The organism is Nocardia amikacinitolerans NBRC 108937 (genome assembly GCF_001612615.1).
GTDB lineage: Bacteria > Actinomycetota > Actinomycetes > Mycobacteriales > Mycobacteriaceae > Nocardia > Nocardia amikacinitolerans.
Window position 1 is genome coordinate 1 of record NZ_BDAU01000036.1, and the last position, 13,858, is coordinate 13,858.

Consider the following 13,858-nt stretch of genomic DNA (forward strand, 5'->3'; position numbering starts at 1 on the left):
ACCATGGCCGATCGGGAGCGCGAGGATCTGATCGCGATGCTGGCGGATCAGCGCGAGCTGTTCCGAATCACCGTTCGCGGCATCGATGACGAGCAGGCGCGCAAGCGCACCACTGTCAGCGAGTTGACCCTCGGTGGCCTACTGCATCATCTGATCAGCTGCGAGCGGCACTGGACCTCGGTGATCGTCGCCCGTGACGAGCACGCCGAGCTGGACGTCTCCAAGTTCGCGGGCGAGTACGTCATGGCGCCGGACGAGACGGTGCAAGGCCTGCTGGACACCTGGGACGAGGTGGCCGCCGAAACGGCCGAGCTGATCTGGACCGTGGACAGCCTTGACACCTCCATCCCCACCCCGACCGCCCCGTGGACGCCCGAAAGGGTTTGGCAGACCGTGCGTTTCACGATCTTGCACATCCTGCGGGAGATCGCGCACCACTGCGGACACGCCGATATCATCCGCGAGGCACTGGACGGACAGAACAGCACCTATTCCAGGGTGTCATGAATCGCTGCCCGTAGTTGGCGCGCGGCGCGGCGTCGTGCTCACTCGCGCAGCAGCCGGAGGAATTCGCGCATCCACGCGGGGTGGTCGGGCCAGGCGCGACCGGTGACGATGTTGTCCTCGACGTGCGCCTCGCTGTCCACGAACTTGCCGCCCGCGGCCTCGATATCGGGGGCGAGGGCGGGGTAGGCGCTGCACGAGCGGCCGGTGAGCACGCCGGCGGCGGCGAGGATGAGCGGGCCGTGGCACAGGGCGGCGATGGGCTTGCGTTCCTCGGCGAAATGCTGGACGACGCGCTGGCAGTCCGGGTTGTTGCGCAGGTACTCCGGCGCGCGTCCGCCCGGGACAACGAGCGCGCCGTAGTCGTCCGGCACGACGTCGGCCAGCGCGATGTCGGCGGGCCAGCTGTGGCCGAGTTTCTCAGTGTAGGTGTCGTAGCCGTCCGCGAAGTCGTGGACGACGAACTGGAGCTTCTTGACGGTCGGCGCCGCGATGTCCACCGCGTGGCCCTCTTCGAGCAGGCGCTGGTAGGGGTAGAAGACCTCGAGGTCTTCGGCGGCGTCCCCGGCGATCAACAGGATTCTCACGATGATTCCACCTCCGCATCGAGGATCCGCCTGTGCGATGAGCTGGGTCAACGATTGCTCGGCAGCGCCCGCGTGTCGCGCGGGGACAGGCCGAGAGCCGGTGGCGGTAAGGCCGACCTCCCGCCGCCCGGGCTGCGGACTTTGTCGGACGGCACCACTAGGGTGTAGGCCGTGGCGGGAGTCTTCGATCGGTTGGTCGGCCAGGATGCGGTCGAGTCCGAGCTGACGGCTGCCGCGATCGCGGCCCGCGCCGGAGCGGTCGAGGGCGCGATGACGCACTCCTGGTTGTTCACCGGCCCGCCCGGATCGGGGAGATCCATTGCGGCGCTGTGCTTCGCGGCGGCGTTGCAGTGCACGGATCCCGGCGTGCCCGGCTGCGGAAAGTGCCACGCCTGCACCACGACCATGGCGGGCACCCACGGCGACGTGCGGCGGGTGGTGCCCGAGGGGCTGAGCATCAGCACCAAGGAGATGCGCGAGATCGTCCAGATCGCGGCGCGCCGTCCGAGCACCGGGCGCTGGCAGGTGGTGGTCATCGAGGACGCCGACCGTTTGACGGAGGCGGCGGGCAACGTGCTGCTCAAGGTGGTCGAAGAGCCGCCGGACCGCACGGTGTTCCTGCTGTGCGCGCCGTCGGTTGACCCGGAGGACATCTCGATCACGCTGCGCTCGCGGTGCAGGCACGTGCACCTGGTGACCCCGTCGGTGCCCGCCATCGCCAAGGTACTGAAGGAGCGCGACCGACTCGACGAGAAGACCGCGAACTGGGCGGCCTCGGTCAGCGGCGGCCACGTCGGACGGGCCCGGCGGCTGGCCACCGACGAAGAGGCGAGGGCGCGTCGGCAGCGGGCGCTTGCGATGGTGGCGGCCGTTGGGCGGCCCGGCGCGGCCTACGCCGCCGCCGACGAACTGGTGAAGGCCGCCGACGACGAGGCCAAGCAGATGAGCGCGGCCCGCGACGAACGCGAACGCGAGGAGCTGGCCACCGCGCTCGGAGCGGGCGGCACCGGCAAGGGTGCGGCCAGTGCGACCCGCGGCTCCGCGGGCGTGCTGAAGGATCTCGAGCGCCGCCAGAAATCCCGCGCTACCCGCACCGGCCGCGACGCACTCGACCGCGCGTTGATCGACGTGGCCGGGGTGTATCGCGACGCGCTGGCCGTCCGCTTCGGCGCGGCGCGCAACGGCTCGGGCGTCACCCTCACGCACCCCGACATGTCCGACCAGATCCACGACCTCGCCGATCGCGTGCGCCCCGAAGGCCTGCTGCGCTCCATCGAGGCCGTGCTCGACTGCCGCGAAGCCCTCGACCTCAACGTCAAGCCCCGCTTCGCCCTCGCCGCCATGGTCGCGGCCATCATGGCCGCCCAATCCGCCTGACCGCACCCCGCGGGACCACCCGTTTTCGCGATCCGGGGGCGGAGACGATAGACTCGCGTGGCCGAAAGGCACGCCGCCTTAGCTCAGTCGGTAGAGCGCTTCACTCGTAATGAAAAGGTCGGGGGTTCGATTCCCCCAGGCGGCTCCAAGTCAGAGGCCCTTTCCGGTTCGCCGGGGAGGGCCTTCTGCGTCTCAACTTGCCAAGAACTTGCCAAGACGCGGATTGCGGATTCAGCCGAAGAGCGCGGCCCCCGCCGCCTTCAAGTCCTCGGGGCGCGCGTCGCTGTAGATGGAATGCGGAACCTCAGGGTTGTGGCCGCGCCCCGCCACGACGATGTGCACCGGGTGCCCAGTCGAGCATGAGGGACGCGGAGGTGTTCCGTAGCGTCTTCAGGGGGATACGGCGGACTCCGGCGCGATCGCTCCGCCAGATCGGCAGGGTCTGCTGCGACTCGGTCTGTGTCGGCAATCCACGTTACGGTCGGTGAATGTCCTGCCGTGTCCTGCAAGCCGGGACGTGCGACAACCGGGTCGACTGGCCTGACTGCTCGGATCTCGACTGGCGCGGAGGCCGCGCAGCAGTTGGCGTGCGGCGGTTCGGCGGCGTCAGTTCGTACGACGATGTCGCCGATGGTGTACAGCAGGTGCTCGATGTCAGAGCACTTGCCGCGCAACATATTTCGAGACGCTACGGCTATTGCTACCGATCGGTCAAGTATGCAACACTACGAGCCGCCATCCCCGACGGCAGATCAGGACATCTGATGGGTCGAGGCCGTGAATCGATCCGCTCGGCGTCCGGGGGAAGGGATCCCGGACGCGTACTGGAGGAAATTCAGACACCATGACACGAACTGCCTGGTCGCCCAAAGCGATTCGAATCTCTGCGGGCGCTGCCGCACTCGCTGCGGGCGTGACCGTTTTGGTCGCGCCGCCGGCTTCGGCGACGGTCACCAGCATCGGAATTCAGCCCGCGTTCGCCCTCGGCACGCACCGCTACGGAACGACGTGCTCCTACACCGTATCCGTGACGGTGGACGACGACAGCCAGCCGGTCTTCTTCTTCGAGGAAGGTCAGGGCCCCAGTGGATTCGCGGAGGTGATGCCGTCCGGCGGCGTTGCCAAGGCGACATGGATCCCGTCCAGGACGAACATCAACTACATCTACGCCTTCCAGCCGAACGCTTCGGCTCAGGCGAGGCAGGTGGTCGATGTCGGTACCGGTATCGACCTCGGATCCGCTTGCGTCGCAATATAAATCGCTACCACCCAATGGAGTATCAAATGGTTGCACTGCGTGGAATCGTCGTCGGCGCTCTGATCGGCGCCGCGGCCCTTGTCGGTAGCGGCACCGCCACGGCCGAGCCCCTGCCGCTCGAAACGTTCACTCCGGCGCCGACCGAGCCCGTCGCCGGGGGGCTTTGTGATGCCCACCCCGCTATCGGCTTGTGGTGCTTGATCAGCCAGTCGGCGTAGGCACTGGTCCGAGGACGGCGCAGGGCGGATCCCGCTACTGAACTCGGATGGCGTACAGCGTCACGGAGGCGTGAAAACCTCCGTGGCTCAGCCTATTTGGTGGAGCAGGGTGACGGTGAGGGTGGCTACGGTGAGGGCGAGGGCTGTGGATACGCGGCCGAGGTGGAAGTCCGCGACTCGTAAGTGGGCGATGACCGCTCCGATGAAATAGAGGACCAGACCCGTGGCGGCGGCGATGCCGACGAGCGGGATAGCGAAACCGGCGACGAGGCCGAGGGCGCCGGCGGCGAGCAGGGATCCCAGCGGGAGCATCCAGGTCTGTGGGACGCGCACCTCCTTCGCCGCGGCTACGGGGATGGGGTGGCGGACGAAGTTCATCCACGCGCCGGTCGCGGCGGCCAGCGCGGTGAGGGTGGTCAGGGTGACGTAGAGGGCGAACACGACGGAGCCTTCCGACGGAGACGGGGTTGCCCACCCAGTCTCGATTCGGCGGTCGTTGTGGCACCAATACCTGTATCCATAACCTGGGGGCATGGATGTCGACACTCGGCTGCTGCGCTACTTCGCGGCCGTGGCCGAGGAGGGGAATCTGACCCGCGCGGCCGAACGGTTGTACGTCTCGCAACCGGCGCTCACGAAGCAGCTCAAGCAGCTCGAAACCTTGTTGGGGGCAACGCTTTTCACGCGTTCGCGGGCGGGAATGGCGCTCACCGAGGCGGGGCGCGCGCTGGCGCGGCGGGTGCCCGCTCTGCTGGACGACTGGAGTCGCGCGGTGTCCGAAACCAACGTCGCGGCCGCGCGGGAGACTCGCGTCCTGCGGGTGGGTTTCCTCGCCAGCGCCGCCAACGAGGCCACCACGGAGATCATCGCCGAATTCACGGCTCGCAGGCCGGGCTGGCGAGTGGATATGCGCCAGAGTGCCTGGTCGGATCCGACCGCGGGATTGGCCGACGGCCGGGTCGACGTCGCGATACTGCGGCTGCCGATCCCCGACCAGGAGAAATGGCGCGTGGAGGTGCTGCTCACCGAGCCGCGCTGCGTCGTTCTGCCGAGTACGCACCGGTTCGCCGATCGCGACGAGATCCCGTTCGATGAGTTGCTGGACGAGCCGTTCGTCGCCGCTCCGCAGGCGACCGGACCGTGGCGCGACTATTGGTTGGCCGTCGACGAGCGCAGCGGCGTTCCACCGCGCATCGGCGCCGTCACCCAGCACCCGGACGACTGGCTCAACGCGATCGCGAACGGGTACGGCATCGCCTTGGCGCCGGAGTCCGCGGCTCGCTTTTATCAGCGGCCCGGCATCGTTTTCCGGTCGGTGGCCGGAATCGCCGCCAGCCAGGTCGGTGTCGCGTGGAATCCGATCGATGACGACAACGCGCCGGTCCAGGACTTCGTTCGCAGCTGCCTGCGCTTCGAGCAACCGTGAACGTCGCTCCCGGGCCGGGCCTCGTCGACCGGCCCGGGAGAACGATCCGGGTCAGACCGCGGTGGCGCGCTGGTTGCTCGCGCCTTGGGCGATCCGATCGATTTCGGCGTTGAAGCGGTCGGCGGCCTCGATATTGCCGAGGTGGCCGGTCGGCCAGACCTGGTAGTCGGCGAGCGAGCCCGCGGCGTCGAGCGCGTCGACGATCGGACGGTTCATCCTCGCTGGCAGCAGGTAGTCGTACTCGCCCGCGATGACGGTGGTGGGGACGGTCAGGTTCTTGGCCGCGTCGCCAAGGTCGAGGACGGCGAGCGCCGCGGCGTGCAGGCCGCGGGTGAGCGGGCGGCAGGAGCGGACGATGCCGAGCGAGAAGGCGACCTCGTCGGCGGTCGCGTTCTTCGTCATCAGCCTGGCTTTGATGATGGCCGTCGCCAGCGGGCCGCCTGGCAGCGGAACCGGTGCGCTCAGCAGCGTCTCGGCGAACACCAGCGGCATGCGCAGGCCCGCCCCGAAGAGGGTGACCGGACGCTGCGCCATCATCAGCGGCTTGTTCAGCAGCGGGAGGAGATCGGTCTCGTGGCGGATCTCGCGGGAGGCGGTGTTCGCGAGCACCACCGCGTTGGCGCGGGCGGGCACCTGCTCCGGGTAGCGGGCGGCCCACGCCTGCAAGGTGATGCCGCCCATGCTGTGGCCGACGAGGGTGGCGCGCTTGCCGCGCGGCAGGGTGGCGTCCAGGACGGTGGCCAGGTCGTCGGCGAGGGTGTCGCCGCTCGGGGCGGTCCGACCCAGGGTGCTCTCGCCGTGTCCGCGCTGGTCGTACGCGATCACGCGGTAGCGGTCCGCGAGTGCGTTGATCTGCGGGTTCCAGTACTCGATGCAGCAGCTCCAGCCGTGGATGAGCACGATGACGTCACCGTCGGCAGGTCCGTACGCGTGGACTCGGAGCTTGGCACCGTCGACGGTGGTGACCGGGATGATCTCGCAGGGTGCGGTCGGCTTGTTCAGCGAAGCTGTCGCGAAAGTGCGGGACCGCAGTCCGGCACGGTAAGCCGCGGTGAGCGGCTCGGCGCCGCGCACCCCCGCCAGTGTCTTCATCGACGTCACCAGCATTGTGCACTCCTTTGTGTCATCCGCCACACTACGATGCAAGCAAAGTGCTTGCAAGTGCAAGCGCTCGACGGCGGAAATCCTGGCGCATATCTGTGGATACCCAATATTCGGTCCGGTGAACTCTGCCCGGAAGGAGAAACATCGCGCACGAGCGATGTCTCCCGGGAGTGCCCACGGCCAGAACAGTCACATCCGGTACATCGCCCGCCGAGCCCGCGCCGCTATCACCGGTACCCGATCGTTACCCAGCCCCCAGCGGTGCCCCGCCCCAACCCACCTCGTCCCACACACCCTGTGCACGCCCCACACAGCCAGTGCCTATGTGAGGCGTGTGAACGCTGTGTGGGAGGCGTCGTCGCGTGCAGAGGCCGCGGGCTGTCGGTGGGTGGTGCGATGATCGGGCGATGACCTCCGAGGGCATTCGGTTTGCCGCGCCGATTCCGGTGCTGCGTATGTTCGACACCGCGAAAGCCTACGAATTCTATTGCGATTACTTGGGTTTCACCGTCGACTGGGAGCACCGGTTCGGAGCGAACTTCCCGCTCTACGCGCAGGTGTCCCGGTCGGACGCGAAACTGCACCTCAGCGAGCACCACGGTGACGGCACACCCGGCTCGGTGCTGTGGATCGCGGTGGGCGACATCCACGCGCTGCACGCCGAGCTCGCCGCCAAGGACTACCGGTATGCCGAGCCGGGCTGCCCCGAGGACGGACCCGGCGGTCCCGGGTTCGACCTGACCGATCCCTCGGGCAACGTATTGCGCCTCGCGCAGCCGGAGTAGCGCGGTCCGCAAAAACTTTCGCACTCCGAGCAGCACGGCCGACGGTCTCCTTTTCGACGCGCTCGGTGGCTGTAGCGCCGACCCGCGCGATCCCGCTACCGTGGTTTCTCGTGGACACCACGCACGTCGCAGCCCAGCACCCGTTCCCGCCGCCGCAGCGGGTGCGGCGCACAGGGTGGCGTGCTCTCGGTCTGCCCGCGCTTGCGGCGGGCGCGGCGGTGGGGGCCGTGGTTCTGCTGCACTTCCGTGACCCGCACGTGGAGGGCTCGTACGGCATCTGCCCGATCTACGGCCTGACCGGGTTGTACTGCCCCGGCTGCGGCGGGATGCGCGCCGTGCACAACCTCACCGACGGCCGCCTGCTGGACTCGCTGCACAGCAACCTGCTCGCGATTCCGCTGCTCTTGGCCTTCGCGGTCTTCCTCGGCGATTGGGCGATGCGCGCCTGGCGCGGTGAACGCCCCCGCGTCCCGGACCTGCCGCGCCCGTTCATGTGGACGGTGCTCGCGCTGTTCGTCGTGTACTCGGTACTGCGCAACACGCCGTGGGGGACATGGCTGGCTCCCGTCTAGCCGCACCTCCAACCGCACGCGCTCGAACTGGCGGCGCCGATCGCCAAACAGGCGGCCGGACTGACTGTGCCCTCCTTGCCGGCATCCAGCGGGGGTCTGCGGCATCCTGCCGGTGTCGTCCCCCGTGCGCCTAGGACGGCCGCGGTCCGGAACGCGGCGCGCCACCGAGCAACCCGGTACTCCCCGCGAGATTCCCGCGCCCCGAACCGGGCAAGCCCTCGGTATGAAGAATTCACTCAAGGCGCGGGTACGCGAAAAGCTGCTGCGTCAGCTGGCCGAGGACGCGTCCGACAACGAACACGACGACCCGAGGCAGATCTCGGTGGCGGCCGACCTGGACACACTGGACAGCGTCGCCGAGGACGACCCGATCGTCGAAGAACTCGCCGCCCGCTACCTCGTGTTCTGAGCCCCGGCGAAACTCAGCGCGCTCCGACCTGCCCGCCGTGCGGCGGCAGCTGCGGCAGCGCCTCGCTGCGCAGCCAGCTTTCCCACAGCGGACGTAGCGGCACCAGGCTGTAGTGCCCGGCCAGATCGGTGAACTCCTCGGTGCTCACCGAGGAATGCCGGTAGCGCAGCACCCATTCCCGTAGCAGGTCGAAGAAGCCGGGCTCGCCGAGCTCGAGGCGCAGCGCGTGCAGGGTGAGCGCGCCGCGTTTGTACACCCGATCGTCGAACATGCGCCTGGGACCGGGGTCCCCGATGACGATGTCCTGCGGCTGCCGCGCCAGGTTGTGTCGGGCGGCGCGAGCCAGCTGGTCGGCCGTCGGCCCGCCGGAGGCCTCGGACCAGATCCATTCGGCGTAGCAGGCGAAGCCCTCGTGCAGCCAGATGTCGCGCCATTGCCGCAGGGTCAGGCTGTTGCCGAACCATTGGTGCGCGAGTTCGTGCGCGACGAGCCGTTCGGAGCCGCGGCGGCCGTCGCAATGGTTGGCGCCGAACACCGAGATGCCCTGGGCCTCGATGGGAATCTCCAGGTCGTCGTCGGTGATCACCACCGTGTAGCCGCCGAACGGATAGGGGCCGAACCGTTCGGTGAAGACCTCCATCATCCGCGGTTGACGCGCGAAGTCGTGTTCGAACTCGGCGCGCAGCCGTGGCGGCACGACCGCCTGCATGGGCACCGGTCCGTGCGCCGGGCCGACGCGGTGCTTGCGGTAGTGCCCGATCTGGATGGTGGCCAGGTAGCTCGACATCGGCTCCGGCTGCTCGTAGACCCAGGTGGTCTGGCTGGCCTTCGTCTGCTTGCGCACCAGCGTGCCGTTGGCGACGGCGTAGTACGGGCTGTCGGTGGTGATCGAAATCCGGTAGCTCGCTTTGGAACTCGGGTGGTCGTCGCAGGGAAACCAGGACGCGGCCCCGTTGGGCTGGCTGGCGACGAGTGCGCCCTCGGACAGCTCCTCCCAGCCGACCTCGCCCCACGGCCCGCGCACCGGCTTCGGCACGCCCGCGTACTGGATCACCACCGAGAGCACGCCGCCCGCCGGGATCTTCTGCTGCGGCGTGACGACCAATTTGCCGTGCTGGTGACCGTATTTCGCGGCCTTGGCGCCGTTCACGAACACCTTCGACACCGTCAACGCCTGCCCGAGGTCGAGGCTGAACCGGGGCTGGACGGCGGTGGTGACCGCGGTGATCTCCGCGCGCCCGCTCAGCCGGTTGCTCGCCACCCGGTAGACCAGATCGAGCTCGTACCGCGAGACCCGATAGCCACGATTGCCGTTCTGCGGCAGGTAGTCGTCGATGGGCTTCTCGTAGAACTTCTCACCCATCAGCCCTCCTCGTGCCACGGTGCGATGGGGTTGCCCCACCACCTGGTCGACGGCGGCACGGTGTCGCCGCGCATCACGAGCGAGGCGGGGCCGACGGTCGCGCCCGCGCCCAGACCCGCCGCGGGCAGGGCGACGCAGTGCGGGCCGAGGGTGGCGCCCGCGCCGAGGGTGACGGTGTCCATGGCCATGATCCGATCGTGGAACAGATGGGTCTGCACCACGCAGCCTCGCTCCACGGTCGCGCCGTCGCCGAGTGTCACCAGATCCGCCTCCGGTAGCCAGTAGGACTCGCACCATACCCCGCGGCCGATGCGCGCGCCGAGCGCGCGAAGCCACAGATTCAGTACCGGCGTTCCGGTCGCGGCGCGGGCGAACCAGGGCGCGGCGACGGTCTCGACGAACGTGTCCGAGACCTCGTTGCGCCAGACGAACGAGCTCCACAGCGGATGCTCCTCGGCCCGAATCCGACCCACCAGCAACCACTTCGCGGCCACCGCGCTACCGCACGCGACAGCGCCCGCGACCAACAGCACGACGCCGCTGAGCAGCGCGGTCGGCAGGTGACCGATCCGCTGGGCCAGCCAGGCCAGCGCGAAGAGCACGCCGAGGCCGATGGCGAAGGTGATGAGCACCGGGATCAGCCTGCACGTCTCGACGATCGCCCGCGCGACGCGCAGCCGCCGCGGCGGATCGAAAGTGCGGCGGGCGTCGGCGGTTTCGGAGGCGCGGCGCAGGCGCACCGGCGGGCTGCCGAGCCACGAGGACCCCGCCTTGGCCTTGGACGGCGCGGCCGAGAGCACGGCGACCAGCCCGTTCTTCGGTACCCGGCGGCCGGGCGCGGTCATGCCCGAGTTGCCGAGGAAGGCGCGCTTGCCGACCTTGGCCTCGCCGATGCGTAGCCAGCCGCCGCCGAGTTCGTAACCGGCGACCATGGTGTCGTCGGCAAGGAACGCGCCGTCGGCGACGGTGGTGAACTTGGGCAGCAGCAGCACGGTCGATGCCTCGACGTGCTTGCCGACCTTCGCGCCGAGCATGCGCAGCCACAGCGGCGTCAGCAGGCTGGCGTAGAGCGGGAACAGGAAGGTGCGCGCGGAGTCGAGCAGCCGTTCGGTGGACCAGGCCTGCCAGCCGACGCGGCTGCGCACCGGATGGTGACCCTCGGTCAGTCCGATGGCGAACAGACGCACCAGGACGACGGTCGCCGCGGCGTAGACGCCGAGCACGAGTAGGACGGCCACCGGCAGTACGGCGAAGGCGCGGCCGAGCGCGGCGGTGAGCGTCGTGGTGTCGCGGACCCACCAGGCCAGGAACGCGCCACCTGTGCCGAGGCCGAGGATCGGGAGCGCGGCGAGCGCCATCGAGGTGATGCCGAAGATCGGGACCCAGTGCCGGGCACGCGGTGGCGTGTGCGCGGGCCAGCGGTGCCGGGCGCGGCCGACCTTCACGGCAGGGGAGCCCGCCCATTCCTGTTCGGCCTTGACCTTGCCCGAGACCGCGGAACCCGGCGCGATCTCGGCGTTCTTGCCGATCCGCGTGCCCGGCAGCAGGATCGAGCGCGCGCCGACCACCGCGCCGGGGCCGATGGTGATCGGTCCGATGTGCACGAGGTCGCCGTCGATCCAGTAGCCGGAGAGGTCGACCTCGGGTTCCACGCTGCACCCGTCGCCCAGTTCGAGCATCCCGGTGACCGGCGGCAACGTGTGCAGGTCGACACCCTTGCCGATGCGCGCGCCGAGCGCACGCGCGAACGGCACCATCCACGGTGCGCCGGAAAGGTTCTCGGCGCCGCTCGCCTCGGACAGCCGCACCGCGGCCCACAGACGCAGGTGCACCGAGCCGCCGCGCGGATAGCTGCCCGGCTCCATACCGCGCAACAGCACGCGCGACCCGGCAACGCACAGCGCCATCCGGCCTGGCGGGGAGATGAAGAGCAGGAACGCGATCAGCGCCCACCACCAGGACAGTCGAGGCAGCCAGGGCAGCGATCCCGACCACGCCGCGATATTGCCGACGATGGCCAGCCAAGTGAGCCACTGCAATCCGGTCAGGGTGGTCAGCGGCACCGTGGCGAGCACCTGCACCCACTGCGCGGCGCGCGGGGTCGGGCGCACGGTGCGTTCCACGACCGCGGCGGTGGGGGCGCTGGCGTCGAGCCAGTCGGCGAGCGCGCCGAGGCGCGGATGGTCGTAGAGATCGGCGACGGCGACCCGCGGATAGCGTTCGCGCAGCGCGGTGACCAGCTGGGCGGCGGCGAGCGAGCCGCCGCCGAGGTCGAAGAAGTCGGCGTCGGGGCCGGTCGCCTCGGCGCCGAAGATGGCGTCCCAGAGTCCGGCGACCCAGCGTGCGGTGGGGGACATGTCGGCGTCGGCGGGCTTGGTCTTGGGCAGCGGCCAAGGCAAAGCGTCGCGGTCGACCTTGCCCGAGGTGCGGGTCGGCAGTTCGCCGACCACCGCCAGGCGCGGCACCAGCGGTGCGGGCAGCTGTCCGGCGAGCAGTTCGCGGGCGGCGTGCACGTCGAAGTCGGCGTCCGGGCCGGTGAGGTAGCCGACCAGGATCTTGTTGCCCGCCTTGGTCGTTCGGATCGCGGCGGCCGCTCCGGTGACGCCGGGCAGATGCTGGAGCGCGTTGTCGATCTCGCCCAGTTCGATACGGCGGCCGCCGAGCTTGATCTGATCGTCGGCGCGGCCGAGGAAGACGAGTCCGGCGCTCTCGTTGCGGACCAGATCGCCGCTGCGGTAAGCGCGTTCCCAGCCGAGCGCGGGCAGCGGTGCGTACTTCTCGGCGTCCTTGGCGGGATCCAGGTAGCGGCCGAGTCCGACGCCGCCGATGACGAGTTCGCCCGATTCGCCCTCACCGACCGGGTTGCCCTGCGCGTCGACCACCGCCAGATCCCAGCCGTCCAACGGCAATCCGATGCGAATCGGCGGCTCTCCGGTGAGCAGGGCCGCGCACGCCACGACGGTGGCCTCGGTGGGGCCGTAGGTGTTCCACACCTCGCGGCCCGAATCCTCGTCGCCCGCAAGGCGTTCGGCGAGTTCCGGTGGCACGGCCTCGCCGCCGAAGATCAGCAGCCGGACCGGTTCCAGCGCCTCGGCGGGCCAGGTCGCGGCCAGCGTCGGCACGGTCGAGACGATGCTGATTTCCCGACGAACCAGCCAAGGCCCGAGGTCGGCGCCGGTGCGCACCAGTGCGCGTGGCGCGGGCACCAGGCAGGCGCCGTGCCGCCAGGCCAGCCACATCTCCTCGCAGGAGGCGTCGAAGGCGACCGAGAGACCGGCGAGGACACGGTCGCCGGGGCCGATGGGCGCGTCCCGCAGGAAGAGTCGCGCCTCGGCGTCGACGAAGGCGGCGGCGTTGCGGTGGGTGACCGCGACGCCCTTGGGGGTGCCGGTGGAGCCGGAGGTGAAGATGATCCAGGCGTCGTCGTCGGGGTTTGGGAGAGCGTGATCGGATTGCGTTGCCGCCGTGGATGCTTCGCCATCGGGTGCGGCTGCCTCGACACTGGCTCGGGTTTGTGCGGTATCGGCTTTGTCGTCGGACCGGGTTCCGTCGGCTATGAGTTCCGTTGGCGCGGGGTCGCTTTCGCCGTCGTGTTGGATCGTCTTGGCGGGGAGTCCGGTTGGCGCGGCGTCGGTTTCGCTGTCGAGCGGGTTTGCTTCGGCTGGGGGCCGGGTTGGCGCGGTGTCGATCTCGCCGTCCGACGAGGTTGTCGCGGCTGTGGGTCGGGTTGGCGTGCTGTCGCGTTCGATGACGGGACGGATTCCGTCGACCTCGGCGATGGCGCTGACCCGGGCCTCGCCGAACACCAGTCGGGCGCGCTCGTCCGGGTCGTCGGCGTCGACCGGGACGTACGCGGCGCCCGCCCACAGCACGGCGAGGATCGTGACGTAGAGATCATGGCCGCCGGAAGGCATCCGGACGCCGACCCGGTCACCCGCCCGCACGCCCGCCGCCGTGAGCTCGCCCACTCGGTGCTGGATCGCGGCGAGCAGCTCGCGATACGTGAGCAGGATCTCGCCGTCATCGATGGCGTGCGCGTCCGGATGGGCTTCGGCGGTCGCCGAAAGAATGTCGACCAGGGTTCGCACGGGAGGCGCGGCGACCCCGCGCCGGAGCGGATCGGACAGCGCTCGCCCGGTCGGGCCCTCGCCCGCCGCGGTGTCTACCTGCGGCTGGAGCATCACGTCCGACCCACCTCTCATAGACCTGCCTTGCGTCGCCGTTGGTTGTCTCACATGAGGGTTACCGATTGGCA

Annotated in this window: 13 protein-coding genes and 1 tRNA gene; 9 read left to right on the top strand and 5 right to left on the bottom strand. The window is 69.6% G+C overall.

Going from position 1 to position 13,858, the window contains the following annotated elements; translation table 11 throughout:
• Nucleotides 1-3: 3 nt before the first annotated feature.
• Nucleotides 4-507 carry a mycothiol transferase gene (locus tag NAM01S_RS25875; protein WP_067790077.1) on the top strand — a complete coding sequence of 168 codons (504 nt, stop codon included), beginning with the start codon at nt 4-6 and terminating at the stop codon, nt 505-507.
• Nucleotides 508-545: 38 nt separating this feature from the next.
• Here the strand turns inward: NAM01S_RS25875 and NAM01S_RS25880 are convergent, their stop codons facing one another.
• Nucleotides 546-1,091, bottom strand: a complete 546-nt coding sequence (locus tag NAM01S_RS25880) for a DJ-1/PfpI family protein (RefSeq protein ID WP_067789898.1) — start codon at nt 1,089-1,091, stop codon at nt 546-548.
• A 171-nt stretch (nt 1,092-1,262) separates the two neighbouring features.
• Here NAM01S_RS25880 and NAM01S_RS25885 point away from each other — a divergent pair, with 171 nt between their 5' ends.
• From NAM01S_RS25885 to NAM01S_RS25900, 4 genes are all read left to right on the top strand, one after another.
• The gene (locus tag NAM01S_RS25885; RefSeq protein ID WP_067789901.1) at nt 1,263-2,468 is read left to right on the top strand and encodes a DNA polymerase III subunit delta'; all 1,206 of its coding nucleotides are present in this window, start codon (nt 1,263-1,265) and stop codon (nt 2,466-2,468) included.
• Between the two features lie 72 nt (nt 2,469-2,540).
• A tRNA-Thr gene (locus NAM01S_RS25890) sits at nt 2,541-2,616 on the top strand.
• Between the two features lie 765 nt (nt 2,617-3,381).
• Nucleotides 3,382-3,726 carry a hypothetical protein gene (locus NAM01S_RS25895; RefSeq protein WP_067789904.1) on the top strand — a complete coding sequence of 115 codons (345 nt, stop codon included), beginning with the start codon at nt 3,382-3,384 and terminating at the stop codon, nt 3,724-3,726.
• Between the two features lie 26 nt (nt 3,727-3,752).
• On the top strand, nt 3,753-3,944 hold the full coding sequence (locus NAM01S_RS25900) for a hypothetical protein (RefSeq protein ID WP_157107912.1): 192 nt from the start codon (nt 3,753-3,755) through the stop codon (nt 3,942-3,944).
• 87 nt (nt 3,945-4,031) lie between these two features.
• Here NAM01S_RS25900 and NAM01S_RS25905 read toward each other — a convergent pair whose 3' ends face one another.
• Nucleotides 4,032-4,385: a DoxX family protein gene (locus NAM01S_RS25905; RefSeq protein WP_067789908.1), complete on the bottom strand. Its 354-nt coding sequence runs from the start codon at nt 4,383-4,385 to the stop codon at nt 4,032-4,034.
• A gap of 91 nt (nt 4,386-4,476) precedes the next feature.
• On the opposite strand from NAM01S_RS25905, the gene NAM01S_RS25910 reads away from it, so the two are divergent.
• Nucleotides 4,477-5,370 (top strand): LysR family transcriptional regulator, encoded by an 894-nt coding sequence (locus NAM01S_RS25910; protein WP_067789911.1) that lies wholly within the window; start codon nt 4,477-4,479, stop codon nt 5,368-5,370.
• A gap of 51 nt (nt 5,371-5,421) precedes the next feature.
• Here the strand turns inward: NAM01S_RS25910 and NAM01S_RS25915 are convergent, their stop codons facing one another.
• Nucleotides 5,422-6,477, bottom strand: a complete 1,056-nt coding sequence (locus tag NAM01S_RS25915) for an alpha/beta fold hydrolase (protein ID WP_067789914.1) — start codon at nt 6,475-6,477, stop codon at nt 5,422-5,424.
• Between the two features lie 404 nt (nt 6,478-6,881).
• Between NAM01S_RS25915 and NAM01S_RS25920 the strand changes: the two genes are divergently transcribed.
• The 3 genes from NAM01S_RS25920 (at nt 6,882) to NAM01S_RS25930 (ending at nt 8,240) form a co-directional block, all read left to right on the top strand.
• Nucleotides 6,882-7,259 (top strand): glyoxalase superfamily protein, encoded by a 378-nt coding sequence (locus tag NAM01S_RS25920; protein ID WP_067789916.1) that lies wholly within the window; start codon nt 6,882-6,884, stop codon nt 7,257-7,259.
• Nucleotides 7,260-7,369: 110 nt separating this feature from the next.
• Complete coding sequence (locus NAM01S_RS25925) at nt 7,370-7,831, top strand: DUF2752 domain-containing protein (RefSeq protein ID WP_084483308.1); 462 nt, start codon at nt 7,370-7,372, stop codon at nt 7,829-7,831.
• A 223-nt stretch (nt 7,832-8,054) separates the two neighbouring features.
• Nucleotides 8,055-8,240, top strand: a complete 186-nt coding sequence (locus NAM01S_RS25930; protein ID WP_067789919.1) for a hypothetical protein — start codon at nt 8,055-8,057, stop codon at nt 8,238-8,240.
• A 13-nt stretch (nt 8,241-8,253) separates the two neighbouring features.
• Here NAM01S_RS25930 and NAM01S_RS25935 read toward each other — a convergent pair whose 3' ends face one another.
• Together NAM01S_RS25935 and NAM01S_RS25940 are read right to left on the bottom strand one after the other, a co-directional pair.
• Nucleotides 8,254-9,603, bottom strand: coding sequence for a M1 family metallopeptidase (locus NAM01S_RS25935; protein WP_067789922.1), 1,350 nt, complete (start codon nt 9,601-9,603; stop codon nt 8,254-8,256).
• Nucleotides 9,603-13,784, bottom strand: coding sequence for a Pls/PosA family non-ribosomal peptide synthetase (locus tag NAM01S_RS25940; protein ID WP_169810904.1), 4,182 nt, complete (start codon nt 13,782-13,784; stop codon nt 9,603-9,605). Before NAM01S_RS25940 ends, NAM01S_RS25935 begins: the two co-directional genes overlap by 1 nt.
• Nucleotides 13,785-13,858 lie beyond the last annotated feature (74 nt).

Bases quoted from the DNA above. Each gene is read 5' to 3' on its own strand.
- NAM01S_RS25875 (WP_067790077.1), top strand. From the start codon at position 4: ATGGCCGATCGGGAGCGCGAGGATCTGATCGCGATGCTGGCGGATCAG.
- NAM01S_RS25900 (WP_157107912.1), top strand. From the start codon at position 3,753: ATGGTTGCACTGCGTGGAATCGTCGTCGGCGCTCTGATCGGCGCCGCG.
- NAM01S_RS25910 (WP_067789911.1), top strand. From the start codon at position 4,477: ATGGATGTCGACACTCGGCTGCTGCGCTACTTCGCGGCCGTGGCCGAG.
- NAM01S_RS25915 (WP_067789914.1), bottom strand. From the start codon at position 6,477: ATGCTGGTGACGTCGATGAAGACACTGGCGGGGGTGCGCGGCGCCGAG.
- NAM01S_RS25920 (WP_067789916.1), top strand. From the start codon at position 6,882: ATGACCTCCGAGGGCATTCGGTTTGCCGCGCCGATTCCGGTGCTGCGT.
- NAM01S_RS25930 (WP_067789919.1), top strand. From the start codon at position 8,055: ATGAAGAATTCACTCAAGGCGCGGGTACGCGAAAAGCTGCTGCGTCAG.
- NAM01S_RS25935 (WP_067789922.1), bottom strand. From the start codon at position 9,603: ATGGGTGAGAAGTTCTACGAGAAGCCCATCGACGACTACCTGCCGCAG.
- NAM01S_RS25940 (WP_169810904.1), bottom strand. From the start codon at position 13,784: ATGCTCCAGCCGCAGGTAGACACCGCGGCGGGCGAGGGCCCGACCGGG.